This is a genomic window from Amycolatopsis plumensis (genome assembly GCF_042652605.1).
Classification (GTDB): domain Bacteria; phylum Actinomycetota; class Actinomycetes; order Mycobacteriales; family Pseudonocardiaceae; genus Amycolatopsis; species Amycolatopsis plumensis.
The window spans coordinates 6,979,462-6,993,265 of sequence record NZ_JBHSJY010000001.1; the positions used below are offsets into that span (position 1 = coordinate 6,979,462).

15 protein-coding genes are annotated in these 13,804 nt (G+C 71.9%); 11 read left to right on the forward strand and 4 right to left on the reverse strand.

From position 1 onward, the window contains the following. The first annotated feature begins 2 nt into the window (after positions 1–2). Positions 3–554, forward strand: a complete 552-nt coding sequence (locus ACFPLC_RS33890) for a DUF4262 domain-containing protein (protein WP_378191346.1) — start codon at positions 3–5, stop codon at positions 552–554. On the opposite strand, the gene ACFPLC_RS33895 is transcribed toward ACFPLC_RS33890, so the two are convergent. Further along, a complete protein-coding gene (locus tag ACFPLC_RS33895) occupies positions 551–991 on the reverse strand; it encodes a cupin domain-containing protein (RefSeq protein WP_378191344.1) in 441 nt (146 codons plus the stop codon). The genes ACFPLC_RS33890 and ACFPLC_RS33895 overlap by 4 nt on opposite strands. Positions 992–1,065: 74 nt before the next feature. Here ACFPLC_RS33895 and ruvC point away from each other — a divergent pair, with 74 nt between their 5' ends. From ruvC to ACFPLC_RS33935, 8 genes are all read left to right on the forward strand, one after another. After that, positions 1,066–1,650, forward strand: a complete 585-nt coding sequence (gene ruvC, locus ACFPLC_RS33900; protein ID WP_191306785.1) for a crossover junction endodeoxyribonuclease RuvC — start codon at positions 1,066–1,068, stop codon at positions 1,648–1,650. Continuing rightward, positions 1,647–2,243 carry a Holliday junction branch migration protein RuvA gene (ruvA, locus tag ACFPLC_RS33905; protein ID WP_191306392.1) on the forward strand — a complete coding sequence of 199 codons (597 nt, stop codon included), beginning with the start codon at positions 1,647–1,649 and terminating at the stop codon, positions 2,241–2,243. Before ruvC ends, ruvA begins: the two co-directional genes overlap by 4 nt. Before the next feature lie 8 nt (positions 2,244–2,251). Further along, positions 2,252–3,319, forward strand: a complete 1,068-nt coding sequence (ruvB, locus tag ACFPLC_RS33910) for a Holliday junction branch migration DNA helicase RuvB (RefSeq protein ID WP_191306391.1) — start codon at positions 2,252–2,254, stop codon at positions 3,317–3,319. A gap of 119 nt (positions 3,320–3,438) precedes the next feature. Then, entirely contained in the window at positions 3,439–3,843 is a 405-nt protein-coding gene (yajC, locus tag ACFPLC_RS33915) for a preprotein translocase subunit YajC (RefSeq protein WP_191306390.1), read from the forward strand. A gap of 236 nt (positions 3,844–4,079) precedes the next feature. After that, positions 4,080–5,882, forward strand: coding sequence for a protein translocase subunit SecD (gene secD, locus ACFPLC_RS33920; RefSeq protein WP_378191340.1), 1,803 nt, complete (start codon positions 4,080–4,082; stop codon positions 5,880–5,882). 1 nt (position 5,883) lies between these two features. Further along, on the forward strand, positions 5,884–7,098 hold the full coding sequence (secF, locus tag ACFPLC_RS33925; RefSeq protein WP_378191338.1) for a protein translocase subunit SecF: 1,215 nt from the start codon (positions 5,884–5,886) through the stop codon (positions 7,096–7,098). 1 nt (position 7,099) lies between these two features. Continuing rightward, complete coding sequence (locus ACFPLC_RS33930; protein WP_378191336.1) at positions 7,100–7,618, forward strand: adenine phosphoribosyltransferase; 519 nt, start codon at positions 7,100–7,102, stop codon at positions 7,616–7,618. A 188-nt stretch (positions 7,619–7,806) separates the two neighbouring features. Beyond that, positions 7,807–10,161: a RelA/SpoT family protein gene (locus tag ACFPLC_RS33935; RefSeq protein ID WP_191317262.1), complete on the forward strand. Its 2,355-nt coding sequence runs from the start codon at positions 7,807–7,809 to the stop codon at positions 10,159–10,161. A gap of 4 nt (positions 10,162–10,165) precedes the next feature. On the opposite strand, the gene ACFPLC_RS33940 is transcribed toward ACFPLC_RS33935, so the two are convergent. Next, positions 10,166–11,404, reverse strand: a complete 1,239-nt coding sequence (locus tag ACFPLC_RS33940; RefSeq protein ID WP_378191334.1) for an amidohydrolase family protein — start codon at positions 11,402–11,404, stop codon at positions 10,166–10,168. Between the two features lie 45 nt (positions 11,405–11,449). On the opposite strand from ACFPLC_RS33940, the gene ACFPLC_RS33945 reads away from it, so the two are divergent. Continuing rightward, on the forward strand, positions 11,450–11,914 hold the full coding sequence (locus ACFPLC_RS33945; RefSeq protein ID WP_378191332.1) for a MarR family winged helix-turn-helix transcriptional regulator: 465 nt from the start codon (positions 11,450–11,452) through the stop codon (positions 11,912–11,914). Here the strand turns inward: ACFPLC_RS33945 and ACFPLC_RS33950 are convergent. Together ACFPLC_RS33950 and ACFPLC_RS33955 are read right to left on the reverse strand one after the other, a co-directional pair. Continuing rightward, a complete protein-coding gene (locus tag ACFPLC_RS33950) occupies positions 11,869–12,270 on the reverse strand; it encodes a DUF1304 domain-containing protein (protein WP_378191330.1) in 402 nt (133 codons plus the stop codon). The two genes, ACFPLC_RS33945 and ACFPLC_RS33950, sit on opposite strands and share 46 nt — an antisense overlap. Further along, positions 12,267–12,680 carry a cupin domain-containing protein gene (locus ACFPLC_RS33955; RefSeq protein WP_378191328.1) on the reverse strand — a complete coding sequence of 138 codons (414 nt, stop codon included), beginning with the start codon at positions 12,678–12,680 and terminating at the stop codon, positions 12,267–12,269. Before ACFPLC_RS33955 ends, ACFPLC_RS33950 begins: the two co-directional genes overlap by 4 nt. 88 nt (positions 12,681–12,768) lie before the next feature. On the opposite strand from ACFPLC_RS33955, the gene ACFPLC_RS33960 reads away from it, so the two are divergent. Continuing rightward, complete coding sequence (locus ACFPLC_RS33960; RefSeq protein ID WP_378191325.1) at positions 12,769–13,791, forward strand: helix-turn-helix transcriptional regulator; 1,023 nt, start codon at positions 12,769–12,771, stop codon at positions 13,789–13,791. Positions 13,792–13,804 lie beyond the last annotated feature (13 nt).

Below are 13,804 nucleotides of genomic sequence, written 5' to 3' on the forward strand. Positions count from 1 at the left end.
CAATGTGCGCCGTGACCTCGACGACCCCCGCCGCTGCCGCCGACATCACCGCCGAACTGTCCGCGGAAGAACTGCGCCTCATCGAATGGATCGAGGGGCAGGCGAAGGAACGCGGCAACGCCGTCATCAACGTCGCCGCCGACGACGAAGGGGCCGGCTACTGCTTCACCGCCTGCGCGTGGGCGCTGCACAACGTGCCGGAGGCGGTCGTGGTCGGGCTGCCCGGCCAGATGGGCCAGGTGCTGCTCGACGCCTACGTCGACCGCGCCGCCAACGGCGAGATCTTCGAGGTCGGCAAGCGCTACGACGACTTCTTCGAAGGCGTCCCGGTGGTTCTCGAGCGCGTTCACAAGGGGCACTACCCCGAGTACTTCGGCACCGCGTTCCTCATCTACCCGGACGGCGACTTCCCGGCGCTGCAGCTGATCGTCGCGACACCGGAGGGCAAGTTCCCCTGGCACCCGGACGCGCCCGAGGGCTTCGCCCGGTGGCAGCCGGTGCTGACCGGCAGCGGCGACCCGGAAAGCTGGACCCCCGGCGTCGACGGTCCCTAGAACTTCCGCAGGTCGGCGGCCGCTTCCGGATACCGCCGGGCCAGTTCCGCGGCGGGCGCGAACTCGACGCAGTCGTCGGTGTAGGGCGGCACGACGACGGTGCCCAGCAGGCTCCACGCGCCACCGGTGACGGTGGCCTGCCACGTCCCGGCGGGCACGACGACCTGCGGGCGCTGCCCGGCGGCGACGTCGGTGCCCAGCACCGGCCGCTCGACCGAGCCGTCCGGGTGCAGCAGCAGCATCTGCGCCGGCGCGCCCGCGTGGTGCGCGTAGACCTCGACCCGGTCGAGGCGGTGCGGCGCGGAGTGTTCGGGCGCGACGAGCAGGTAGTAGATCGCCGACCCGTCGGCCGAGCGCCAGCTCTGCGCCCACTGCCCGCCTTCGACCGGCAGGGGTTGAAGGCCCAGGTGGGTGACGAAATCCGCTGGCTCCGGCATGTCCTCCATCCTGCCGCAGACGCGCCCAGTAGCCTGCAACCTCGAACTGGTGTTCGCGGCGGGAAGGAATGCGGGTGCGCGTGCTCGGGGTCGACCCCGGTCTGACCAGGTGCGGCCTCGGGGTGGTCGACGGCGGCAAGGGCCGGGCCGTCCGCTGCGTCGCCGTCGACGTCGTGCGGACGCCGGCGGACGCCGACCTGGCCCACCGCCTGCTCGGCATCTCCGACGAGGTCGAGCGGTGGATGGACAAGTACAAGCCGGCCGCGGTCGCGGTCGAGCGCGTCTTCGCCCAGCACAACGTCCGCACCGCCATGGGGACCGCGCAGGCCGGCGGCGTGGTCGCGCTCGCCGCCGCCCGCCGGGGGCTGCCCGTCGTGTTCCACACCCCGAGCGAGGTCAAGGCCGCCGTCAGCGGCTCCGGCCGCGCCGACAAGGCCCAGGTCACCGCCATGGTGATGCGCCTGCTCAACCTCGAAGTCGCGCCGAAGCCCGCCGACGCCGCGGACGCCCTCGCCCTGGCCATCTGCCACCTCTGGCGGGAACCGATGCGGGCCCGGCTCGCCGAAGCCGAGGCTCGCGCGGCCGAAATGGCCCGCACGCACAAGGCCCGGCTCGCCGCGGCCGCGAAACAAGCCAAGCACCCTGGAGCAGCACGATGATCTCGTCGGTACGCGGAGAAGTCCTGTCGGTCGGTCTCGACCACGTCGTGGTCGAGGTCGGCGGGGTCGGCTTCGCCGTGCAGGCCACCCCGGCCACCCTCGCGACCTTGCGCCGCGGCGAGGAGGCCCGGCTGCACACCGCGCTCGTCGTCCGCGAGGACTCGCTGACGTTGTTCGGGTTCGCCGACGCCGACGCGCGCGAGCTGTTCGGGCTGCTGCAGACGGTGTCCGGCATCGGGCCGCGGCTGGCGCTGGCCACCCTCGCCGTGCTCGACCCGGACAAGCTGCGGGCCGCGCTGGTCGAAGGCAACATCACCGTGCTCACCTCGGTGCCCGGCATCGGCCGCAAGGGCGCCGAACGGCTCACCCTCGAACTGCGCGACAAGGTCACCGCGCTCGGCGGCGCGGGCGACGCCCCGGCCGTCACCGCCCCCGGCGCGCTCCGGGCCGAGGTCGTCGAAGCACTGGCCGGGCTCGGTTTCCCGGCGAAGCAGGCCGAGCAGGCCGTGGACAAGGTCCTCGCCGACGGTGACGGCCACACCACCTCCAGCGTGCTGCGCGCCGCGCTGGCCACCCTCGGCCGGAAGCGGTAGGCCGCGCCGTGGAGTATGAAGCGGTGGACGAGGAAGAAGCCCTGTCGGCGTGGGCCCAGACCGGCGACCGCGACGTCGAAGGCACCCTGCGGCCCCGCAAGCTGGACGAGTTCGTCGGCCAGCCCCGCGTGCGCGAGCAGCTGGAGCTGGTGCTGGAGAGCGCGCGCCGCCGCGGCGTGCCGCCCGACCACGTCCTGCTGTCCGGCCCGCCCGGGCTGGGCAAGACGTCGATGGCGATGATCGTCGCCGCCGAGCTCGGCGCGGCCATCCGGATCACCTCCGGCCCGGCCCTGGAACGGGCCGGCGACCTCGCCGCGATGCTGTCCAACCTCGCCCCCGGCGACGTCCTGTTCATCGACGAAATCCACCGGATCGCCCGCCCGGCCGAGGAGATGCTCTACCTGGCGATGGAGGACTTCCGGGTCGACGTCGTCGTCGGCAAGGGCCCGGGCGCCACCAGCATCCCCCTGGAGATCGCCCCGTTCACGCTGGTCGGCGCGACCACCCGGTCCGGCTCGCTGACCGGCCCGCTGCGCGACCGGTTCGGCTTCACCGGCCAGATGGAGTTCTACACCGACGCCGAGCTGGAGCTGGTCGTCCGCCGGGCCGCGACCATCCTCGACATCCCGATCGACCGCGACGGCTGCGCCGAGATCGCCGGCCGCTCGCGGGGCACGCCCCGGATCGCGAACCGGCTGCTGCGGCGCGTCCGCGACTACGCCGAGGTCCGCGCCGACGGCAAGGTGACCCGCGAAGTCGCGCGCGCCGCGCTGGCCGTCTACGACGTCGACGAGCTGGGGCTCGACCGCCTCGACCGGGCCGTGCTCACCGCGCTGACCAGGTCGTTCGGTGGTGGGCCGGTGGGCATCTCGACGCTGGCGGTGGCCGTGGGGGAGGAGGCGACCACCGTCGAAGAGGTGTGCGAGCCCTACCTCGTGCGCGCCGGTATGCTCGCCCGCACCCCGCGCGGCCGCGTCGCGACCGCGTCCGCGTGGGAACACCTCGGCATGGTGCCGCCCGCGGACCTCCCGGGGCGCCCCGACCAGGGCGGGCCGTCGCTGTTCGACCAGGACTGAGCGGCCCGAACCGGCGGGTGGGTGTCGGCGTCCGCGCTGGTACCTGGCACACTTGACCGGAGCACATACCCAAGAACCGGACATTTCGGCTGGGCCCGGTGTCCGTCGAACGGAGAATCATGCAAAGTCTATTGCTGCCCCTGCTGCTGGTGCTCGTCCTCGCCGTGCCGCTGGTGATGAGCACGCGGAAGCAGAAGAAGCAGCAGGCCGCGCAGCAGGAACTGCAGAGCAGCCTGGCGCCCGGTGACCGCGTGATGACCACTTCGGGTCTCTACGGCACCGTCGCCGACGCTTCCGGCGACACCACGATCGACATCGAGATCGCGCCCGGCGTCGTCACCACGTGGCTGCGGCTGGCGGTCCGCGAGAAGGTCGAGCCGGTCGTCGAGACCGAGGAGGACTCGGTCGACGAGGTCGAGGAGACCGTCGAGGAGCCGAAGGCCGTCGAGGCGACCGCCGTCAAGGCCGACGAGCCGCAGACCACCGCCCAGGTGGCGCCGCCGCTGGAGCACGGCAAGAAGTAGTCTTCCGCGGCCCTCCGGGGCAGGGGCGGGGAATACCGACGAAAGTCGGTGTGGCCTCGCACGCCGGGCTCACGCAGCACCGAGTAGTGTCTCGGTGCTGCGTGCGTGTCCGCCGTCATACCCGTGCCCGGGAGTGAATCGCACACGATCGGTGAATGCACACAGTCCCTCCCGGTAACCCTCCGGGCGGGCACCGCAACGTGGGGGTCCACCCCGTCCGAGGAGACCGAAGCACCGTGGCAGCTTCAGCCGGGCATCTCCGCCCGGGACGCTATCTCGCCCTGTTCGCCCTGATCGTGATCGTCTTGTACGCGCTGGTGTTCCTCACCGGCAACCACAAGCCGACCCCGAAGCTGGGCATCGACCTGCAGGGCGGCACCCGGGTCACGCTCACCGCCCGCACCCCCGACGGCGGCCAGCCGACCCGCGAGTCCCTGAACCAGGCGCGCCAGATCATCGAACGGCGCGTCAACGGGATCGGCGTCAGCGGCACCGAGGTCCTCCTCGACGGCAACAACGTCGTCATCACGGTCCCGGGCGAGCAGGGCGACCAGGCGAAGAACCTGGGCAAGACCGCGAAGCTGGGCTTCCGGAAGGTCGTCTCGAGCGCCACCCAGCCGGTGGTGCCGCCGCAGACGAACACCCCGCCGCCGGCCACCGGCGCCCCGGCCTCCGGCACGCCGAGTTCCGGCGCCCCGAGCAGCTCCGCGCCGCCCACCGCGTCGAGCGCGCCGCCGTCGTCCCCGGCCGCCGGTGGCGGCGGTGCCGCGGGTGCCCTCGCCCCGCAGCAGAGCAGCACGCCGGCCGCGCCGAGCAGCAGCACCCCGCCGCCGTCGTCGAGCCCGGCCCCGGCCCCGGCACCTTCGGACGGCTCCGTCGACGCGGAGACCGCGAAGGAGATCCAGGCCGCCAAGGCCCTCCGGCAGAACCCGCAGCTGATCGGCGCCGACGGCCAGCCGAACCAGGACCTCGTCTCGAAGGCGATGGCGTCGCTCACCTGCGCGCCGAACGCCAAGGACCCCCTCGAGGGCAACGACGACCCGAAGCTGCCGCTGGTTGCCTGCGGTGACCACGACACGTACAAATACCTGCTGGAGCCGGAGTTCCTCCCCGGCACCGAGATCGCCGACGCGAACTCCAGCTACAACACGCAGAACGGCCAGTGGGTGGTGAACCTCAGCTTCAAGAGCGAGGGCACCAAGATCTGGGCCGACTTCACCTCGAAGAACGTCAACCAGCAGGCGGCGTTCGTCCTCGACACGCAGGTCGTGTCCGCGCCGAACATCCAGGTGGCCATCCTCGACGGCAACACCCAGATCACCGGCAAGTTCACGCAGGCCGAGGCGAAGGACCTCTCGGACATCCTCAAGTACGGCTCGCTGCCGCTGTCGTTCGCGTCCTCGGACGCGACCACGGTGTCGGCGACCCTCGGCCTGGCTTCGCTGGAGGCCGGCCTGATCGCCGGCGGCATCGGCCTGCTGATCGTGTTCATCTACTGCCTGTTCTACTACCGGCTGCTCGGCGTGCTGACCATCCTGTCGCTGGCCCTGTCCGGCGCGCTGGTGTTCGCCGTGCTGGTGCTGCTCGGCCGCTGGATCGGCTACACGCTGGACCTCGCGGGCATCGCCGGCCTGATCATCGCCATCGGGATCACGGCGGACTCGTTCGTCATCTACTTCGAACGGCTCAAGGACGAAATCCGGGAGGGCCGGACGTTCCGGTCCGCGGTGCCGCGCGGCTGGGTCCGCGCCCGGCGCACCATCCTGGCCTCGGACGCGGTGAGCTTCCTGGCCGCGGCGATCCTGTACGTCATCGCGGTCGGCGACGTGCAGGGCTTCGCCTTCACCCTCGGTATGTCCACGGTGCTCGACCTGGTCGTCGTGTACCTCGTGACGCACCCGCTGGTGGCCATGGTGTCCACGTCCAAGAACAGTTTCCTGTCCAATCCGAGGCACCTGGGCCTCGGCGCCGTGCAGCAAGTGGGTTCGCAGCGTAAGAAGTCGACCGCGGTCGGCCGCGCGAACGTGAAGGAGGCCTGACATGGGGGTCGAAGACCTGGGCACGGACGCCGAAGGCAACGCCAAGGTGGCGGCGAAGCCCGGCAAGAAGGAAAGCGTCTTCCACCGGCTCTACGTCGGCACGGGCGCGTTCGACGTCGTCGGCAAGCGCAAGCGCTGGTACATCTTCTTCGGCGCGCTGGTGCTGGTGTGCCTCCTGTCGATGATCATCCGCGGCTTCAACCTCGGCATCGAGTTCGAGGGCGGCACGCAGATCCAGATGCCGGCCAACGGCACGCACGGCGTGATCACCGAGGAGCAGGCGAAGGAGTCGTTCCAGAAGGCGTACGGCCGCCCGGCCACGGAGGCGCAGAAGGTCGGCACCGGCAACGCGGCGACCATCCAGATCCGCACCGACACGCTGAACGCGGCCGACGTGGCGAAGGTCAAGCAGGGCCTGTTCACCGACCTCGGCCCGATCGGCAGCAACGGCCAGCCGAGCGTCCAGGCCATCAGCGACAGCGCGGTGAGCGCGTCCTGGGGTGGCGAGATTTCGCAGAAGGCGCTGATCGCGCTCGCGGTGTTCCTCGTCGCGGTGGTCATCTTCCTGGCGATCTACTTCGACGCGCGGATGGCGCTGGCGGCGCTGATCTCGCTGCTGCACGACATCTTCGTCACCGCGGGCGTGTACTCGCTGGTCGGCTTCGAGGTCACCCCGGCGACCGTCATCGGCCTGCTGACCATCCTCGGGTTCTCGCTCTACGACACGGTGGTGGTGTTCGACAAGGTCCGCGAGAACACGCGCGGCCTGCTCGGCCTGACCCGCCGCACCTACGGCGAAGCCGCGAACCTCGCGCTGAACCAGACCCTGATGCGGTCGTTCAACACGGCGTTCATCGCGCTGCTGCCGATCCTCGGCCTGCTCATCGTCGGGTACGTGCTGCTCGGCTCGGGCACGCTGCAGGACCTGGCGCTGGTGCAGCTCACCGGTACCCTCGTCGGCGTCCTGTCGTCGGTGGCACTGGCGACGCCGCTGCTGGTCGACTTCAAGATGCGCGACCCGAAGTACGCGCAGCAGGCCGAGCGGGTCCGCCAGCGCCGGGCCAGCCAGGAGCGCAAGGCGGCGGGCGAGGACTTCGACGCCTCGGACGACGACGCCCTGGCCAAGGAACTGCGCAAGGAGAAGGCGTACGCGGCCGCGTCCAGCGTCCCCGCCCGGATCCAGAAGCAGCGCCCGGCCGGGAAGCGGAAGCGCTGACGTGCAGCTCGACGACGCCCTCGGCCTGATCGCCGAGGTCCCGGACTTCCCCGAGCCCGGCGTGCTGTTCCGCGACCTGAGCCCGCTCTTCGCGGACGCGGGTGCGTTCAAAACGGTGACCGACGCGCTGGCGGGCACCCTCGACGACGGTGTCGAGGCGCTCGCCGGCGTGGAGGCCCGCGGGTTCCTCCTCGCCGCGGCCGTGGGGTACGCCCGCGGCCTCGGCGTGGTGCTGATCCGCAAGCCCGGCAAGCTGCCGCAGGTGGCGGGCCGGGTCGACTACGCACTGGAGTACGGCACGGCGACGGTCGAGCTGCCGTCCGGCGTGGTGCGCCCGGGCCAGCGGATCGCGATCCTCGACGACGTCCTGGCCACCGGCGGCACGGTCGCGGCCACCGGCAAGCTCCTGGAGGACGCGGGCGCCGTCGTCGACAGCGTCTCGGTGGTCCTCGAACTGGCCGCCCTCGGCGGCCGCGGCGTCCTGGCCAACCGCAAGATCCACGCCCTCCAGACCTGCTAGCCGGTCTGCCGCAACCCTCGTGAGTGAGAAACAGGGTTAGAACACTGTTTCTCACTCACGAGCCGCCGCGGCAGAGAACGGGCTGGTGGCGGGGCCCACATCCCCCTGAACGGGCGCACCCGACAGGGCTGCGAGGCGTAGCGGCTACCCTGGTGGTCCGAAGGCCGCACGAGCAGCAGGAGGTGCGGGTGAGCCAGGAGCTCGACGCCGCGGTGCCCGCGAAGCAGGGCGCCCAGCAGAACGGGCAGGCGGCGGCATCGCCCGCGCCACCGAAGCCGAACGGTGCGGCGCCGAACCCGTCCGCGACCCGGCGGGTCCGGGCGCGCCTGGCCCGGCGGATCACCGCGCAGCGCGCCGCCCCGGTCAAGCAGGTCCTCGAACCGCTGGCCGTCATCCACCGCGAGCTCCACCCCAACGCCGATCTCGGGCTACTCCAGCGCGCCTACGACGTCGCCGAGGAACTGCACCGCAACCAGCGGCGCAAGTCCGGCGACCCGTACATCACCCACCCGCTGGCCGTCGCCACCATCCTCGCCGAGCTGGGCATGGACACGACCACGCTGGTCGCCGCCCTGCTCCACGACACGGTGGAGGACACGGGGTACGCCGTCGAGAGCCTGAAGGCCGACTTCGGCGAGAAGGTCGCCGAGCTCGTCGACGGCGTCACGAAGCTGGACAAGGTGCAGCTCGGCTCGTCCGCGGAGGCCGAGACCATCCGCAAGATGGTCATCGCGATGGCCAAGGACCCCCGGGTGCTGGTCATCAAGCTCGCCGACCGGCTGCACAACATGCGCACCATGCGCTTCCTGCCGCCGGAGAAGCAGGCCCGCAAGGCCCGCGAGACCCTCGAAGTGCTCGCGCCGCTGGCCCACCGGCTCGGCATGGCCACGGTCAAGTGGGAGCTGGAAGACCTCGCCTTCGCCATCCTGCAGCCCAAGAAGTACGACGAGATCGTCCGCCTGGTCGCCGACCGTGCCCCCTCGCGTGACATCTACCTGCGCTCGGTCATCACGGACCTGACCAGCAACCTCGTCTCGTCGCGGATCACCGCGAAGGTCGAGGGCCGTCCGAAGCACTACTACTCGATCCACCAGAAGATGATCGTCCGCGGCCGCGACCTGGACGACATCCACGACCTGGTCGGCGTCCGGATCCTGGTCGAGGACGTCCGCGACTGCTACGCCGCCATGGGTGTCGTGCACGCGCTGTGGCAGCCGGTGCCCGGCCGCTTCAAGGACTACATCGCCCAGCCGCGCTTCGGTGTCTACCAGTCGCTGCACACGACGGTGATCGGCCCGGACGGCAAGCCGCTCGAGGTGCAGATCCGCACCTACGAGATGCACCGCACGGCCGAGTACGGCATCGCCGCGCACTGGCGCTACAAGGAAACCAAGGGCACGCACACCGGCAACGCCATGGACGTCGACGAGATGGCGTGGATGCGCCAGCTCCTCGACTGGCAGCGGGAAGCGGCGGACCCGGGCGACTTCCTCGAGTCGCTGCGCTACGAGCTGGCCGCGCGCGAGATCTTCGTGTTCACGCCCAAGGGCGACGTCATCACGCTGCCGGTCGACTCGACGCCGGTCGACTTCGCCTACGCGGTGCACACCGAGGTCGGCCACCGCTGCATCGGTGCCCGCGTCAACGGCCGCCTGGTCGCGCTCGAACGCAAGCTGGAGAACGGCGAAGTCGTCGAGATCTTCACGTCGAAGGCGGAGAACGCCGGGCCCTCGCGCGACTGGCTGCAGTTCGCCGGCTCGCCGAAGGCGCGCGCCAAGATCCGGCAGTGGTTCGCCAAGGAACGCCGCGACGAGGCGATCGAGGGCGGCAAGGAAGCCATCACCAAGGAGATCCGCAAGGTCGGCCTGCCGATCCAGCGGCTGGTCTCCGCGGAGTCCATGGGTGCGGTGGCCACCGAGCTGCGCCACGCCGACATCTCGTCGCTGTACGCGGCGGTCGGCGAGGGCCACACGAGCGCGAAGCACGTCGTGCAGCGCCTGGTGGCGCTGATCGGCGGCGTCGACGCGGCGGAGGAGGAGCTCGCCGAGCGCGCGACGCCGTCCACGGTGACCCGCCGCCGCGGCTCCAACGACGTCGGCGTGGTGGTCAAGGGCGCCAGCGACGTCTGGGCGAAGCTCGCCCGCTGCTGCACCCCGGTGCCGGGCGACGAGATCCTCGGGTTCGTGACCCGCGGCGGCGGTGTCTCGGTACACCGCACCGACTGCACCAACGCCGGTGACCTGCAGTCCCAGCCCGAGCGGCTGGTCGAGGTCGAGTGGGCGCCCTCGGCGTCCTCGGTGTTCCTGGTGGCCATCCAGGTCGAGGCGCTCGACCGGCACCGCCTCCTGTCGGACGTGACGAAGGTGCTGGCCGACGAGAAGGTCAACATCCTTTCGGCCTCGGTGACCACGTCCCGCGACCGGGTCGCGGTCAGCCGCTTCTCGTTCGAGATGGGCGACCCGAAGCACCTCGGCCACGTCCTCAAGGTGGTGCGCGGCGTGGAGGGCGTCTACGACGTCTACCGCGTGACGTCGGCGTCCTAGGAGCTCAGGAGACACCGGCGGCCGCGGCGATCCGCGCGCGTGACTCCAGCACCCGCGCGCGCAACGGCGGCAAGTCGACACCGAGCAGGCGCCCGTGCCGTTTGACCGGCTTCCCGGCGACGTAGACGCTGTCCACCAGCCCGGGGTGACCGGCGCTGACCACGGTGCGGACCGGGTCGCCGACGGGGAAGACCGAGAGGTCCTCGGCGTCCAGCAGGACGAGGTCGGCGTCCTTGCCGGGGGCGAGGCTGCCGATGGCGCGCCCGCAGATCCGGGCGCCGTTCACCGTGGCGCACTCGAGGACGGTCCGGGTCGTCAGGCCGCGGTCGGCGGCGAGCGCCGTGCGCATGGCGCCGAACAGGTCACCCCCGGCGGACAGGCAGTTGTCGACCGACAGCGACGGCCGCAGCCCGGCGGCCAGCGCGCGGGCGGTGATGAGCGGCTCGAAGCCCATCTTCAGCTCGACGTCCGGGCTGACCGACACCGAAGAACCCGCGTCGGCGAGCATCGCCAGCTGGTCGTCGGAGAGGCCGTTGCCGTGGACGACGGTCGTGCGGTCGTCGAGCAGCCCGCGGGCGTGCATCTGGGCGATCGGCCGGTCGCCCCGCGGCCAGCCACCGGTGCCGTGGACGTGGGTGCTCACCGGCAGCCCGAGTTCCCGGGCCAGCGCGACGTCCGCGGCCGTTTCGTCCATGGTGGAGATCACCGGCCCGCGCAGGCCGAGCACCATGTCGTCGCCCGGCAGCAGCTTGCGCACGCGCCGGATTTCCGGCTCGATGTCCGGGCCGTCGGCGCCGTAGCAGAAGATCGAGTGGCCGGGTGCGTCGTGCAGCCCGGCGATCGCGGCGTCGGCGTGCTCCGGGTGCCGGGCGCAGTGGAACCAGTCGAGCATGGTGGTGACACCGGAGTTGAGAGCTTCGAGGCGGCCGAGGAGGTTGCCCAGGTAGACGTCCTCGGGCCGGTAGTGCGGTTTGAGCGTGCCGTGCGCGGTGACGCGGTACTGGCCGAACGTCCAATCCGCGCCGAGGCCGCGGAACGCCGTCTGCCAGGTGTGCCGGTGCGTGTCGACGAAGCCGGGCAGCACGATCTTCCCCGTCGCGTCGACGATCTCGGCGTCGGCGGCCGCGATTTCCGGAGCGACGGCGGCGATCCGGCCGTCCTCGATGAGCAGGTCGCCGCGGGGAAGGTCCCCGAGCGCCGGATCCATGCTGACCACCATGCCGCCGCGCAGCAGTGTCTTCATCGGTGTCCTCCCAGAGTTGACGTGTCAACTCTGTAGGCTACTCCCATGTTGGAGCCGGCGGAGTGGGAGTTCTGGGACACCTGGATGCGCGCCCAGCGGCGGCTCGCCCGGGAACTCGACCGCGGGCTGCAGCGCGACTGCGGCATCTCGAAGGCCGAGTTCAGCGTGCTGATGGCGCTGACCGGGCCGATGCGCGTCGGCGAGCTCGCCGACGCGCTCGACTGGGAGAAGAGCCGCGTCGCGCACCTGCTGACCCGGATGGAGAACCGCGGCCTGGTGGCCCGCACCGAGGACGGCGCCACCGGCCGGCGCACCGGGATCGAGCTGACCGGCGAAGGCCGCCGGACCGCGGACAACGCTGTCCGAGCCCACGGTGCCACCATCCGCCGCCTCGTCCTCGACCGGCTGACGCCGGAGCAGGAAGCGGCCATCCGGACCTGGAGCGAGCAGCTGCTCGAGCAGGGTCAGAACAGGCCAGCGACCAGCGCGCCCAGTGACGGCACGGCCTGAGCCAGCGCACCGGCCCGGCCCGCCCCGCGCGGGCGGCTGAGGGCCAGCGCATCCGACACGCCGAGGGCGATCCCGGCCAGCAGCATGAACGCGCAGCCGTAGCGGACCAGCCACTGCCCGGCGTCGACGTGGCCGGTGTGCAGCAGCACCAGCCCGAGCACCGGCCCGGCGGCGAGGAAGAGGTTGTAGCAGCCGACGTTGAACGACCACAGCCGGGTGGCGGGCAGGTTCGCCGACGGGATCTTGAAGATGCCCTCGTGCACGCCCGGCCGTTCGAAGAGCACCACCTCCCAGGTGAACGCCAGCAGGTGCACCAGCACCGCCACCCCGGCGAAGAGCTGTGCGACGGCGTTCACGGCACGAGCTCGATCCCGTGCTGCCCGGCGATTCCCGGGAGCTTCTCCGGCGTCGCCCGGTCGACGTCTCGGAAGAACCGGCCCATCCCGCCGGTCAGGCACACCGCGAGGAACTGCGCCGACGGCGTGTGCACCGTGAAGGTGTTGGCGGCGCCCGCCGGGATGCTGATCGACGCGCCGGGGCCGAGGTCGTGGAGTTCGCCGTCCACGTACACCGTGATGCGCCCGTGCAGCACGTAGAAGCTCTTCGCCCAGGGCTCGGTGTGCGGCGGGACGGACGGCCCGCGCGGCGCGTCGACCTCGAACACCTCGTAGGCGCCGCCGGTGTGCTCCGCGCCGACCTTGACGGTGATCCGCGCGTCCTTGGTGTCGAGTTCCGGGCCCTCGCCCGGGGCACTGAAGTGGGTCATGACGCCGACGCTAGGAACGCCGGCCGCGGGGGACCATCCCGGAAAAGTGGGATATCCGCCGCGGGCGGTGGCGGCGCATACTGCGTCCATGTGGGACGGCCGGGCGCAGGCGGTGCGGCGGGACGTCGCCGCGCTCGCGAAGGCGGGCCTCGGCGTCGCCGAACTGCACGCCGCCGCCATCGAGCTGGTCGACCGCGTGGTGCCCGCCGAGCTGACGTGCTGGGCGTCGCTCGATCCGGACACCGCGGTGATCAGCTCGATGACCAGCGGGCGGGCCCGGATCCCCGGCGAGTACGAGCCGCTGCTGGCGGCCTACGAGTACGACGGCGCCCAGCCCCACACCTTCGCCGAGCTGGCGCGGCGGCCGGTGCCGGTGGCGCGGCTGTCCGACCTGCCCCGCCGCGCCGCCGAGCGCAGCGGCCGGCTCACCGAGGTCTGGCGGCCGCTGGGACTCGGCCACGAACTGCGCGCGGTGTTCCGGGTGGACGGCACGTCGTGGGGCGCGGCCGGCCTGGTGCGCACCGGCGAGTTCAGCGATCGCGAGGTCGAATTCCTGACGTCGGTCGCGCCCACGCTGGCCGCGGCGACGCGGGTGGCCGCCCGCACCCGCGCCGCGGGGGAGCGGGCGGAGCCGGCGATCGTGGTGGTCGGCCCGGACGGCAGGCCGCGGACGGCCACCGCCGCGGCCGCGGCGTGGCGCGCCGAACTCGACGAGATCGCCCCGGGCCGGTTCGCCGTCCTGGTGCGCGCGGTGGTGACCGGCGCCCGCGCGGCGGCCACGGGGACCTTCCGCGCTCGCGTCCGCGACGCCCGCGGCGGGTGGATCGTGCTGCACGCCGCGCGGCTGGTGGCCGGGGACGACGACGGCGAGACGGTGGTGACCGTCGACCGCGCGTCGGGCGCCGAACTCCTCGGCGTGTTGCTCGCCGCGTACGGCCTGACCGCGCGGGAACGCGACGTCTGCCGCGAGGTGCTGGCCGGACTGTCCACAACGGACATCGCTGCGCGGCTGGGGATCTCGGCGCACACGGTGCAGGACCACCTCAAGTCGGTGTTCGGCAAGGTGGATGTCCGCAGCCGTGGGGAATTGACCGCGAAGCTGATGTCCTGACGATTCCGGCGCG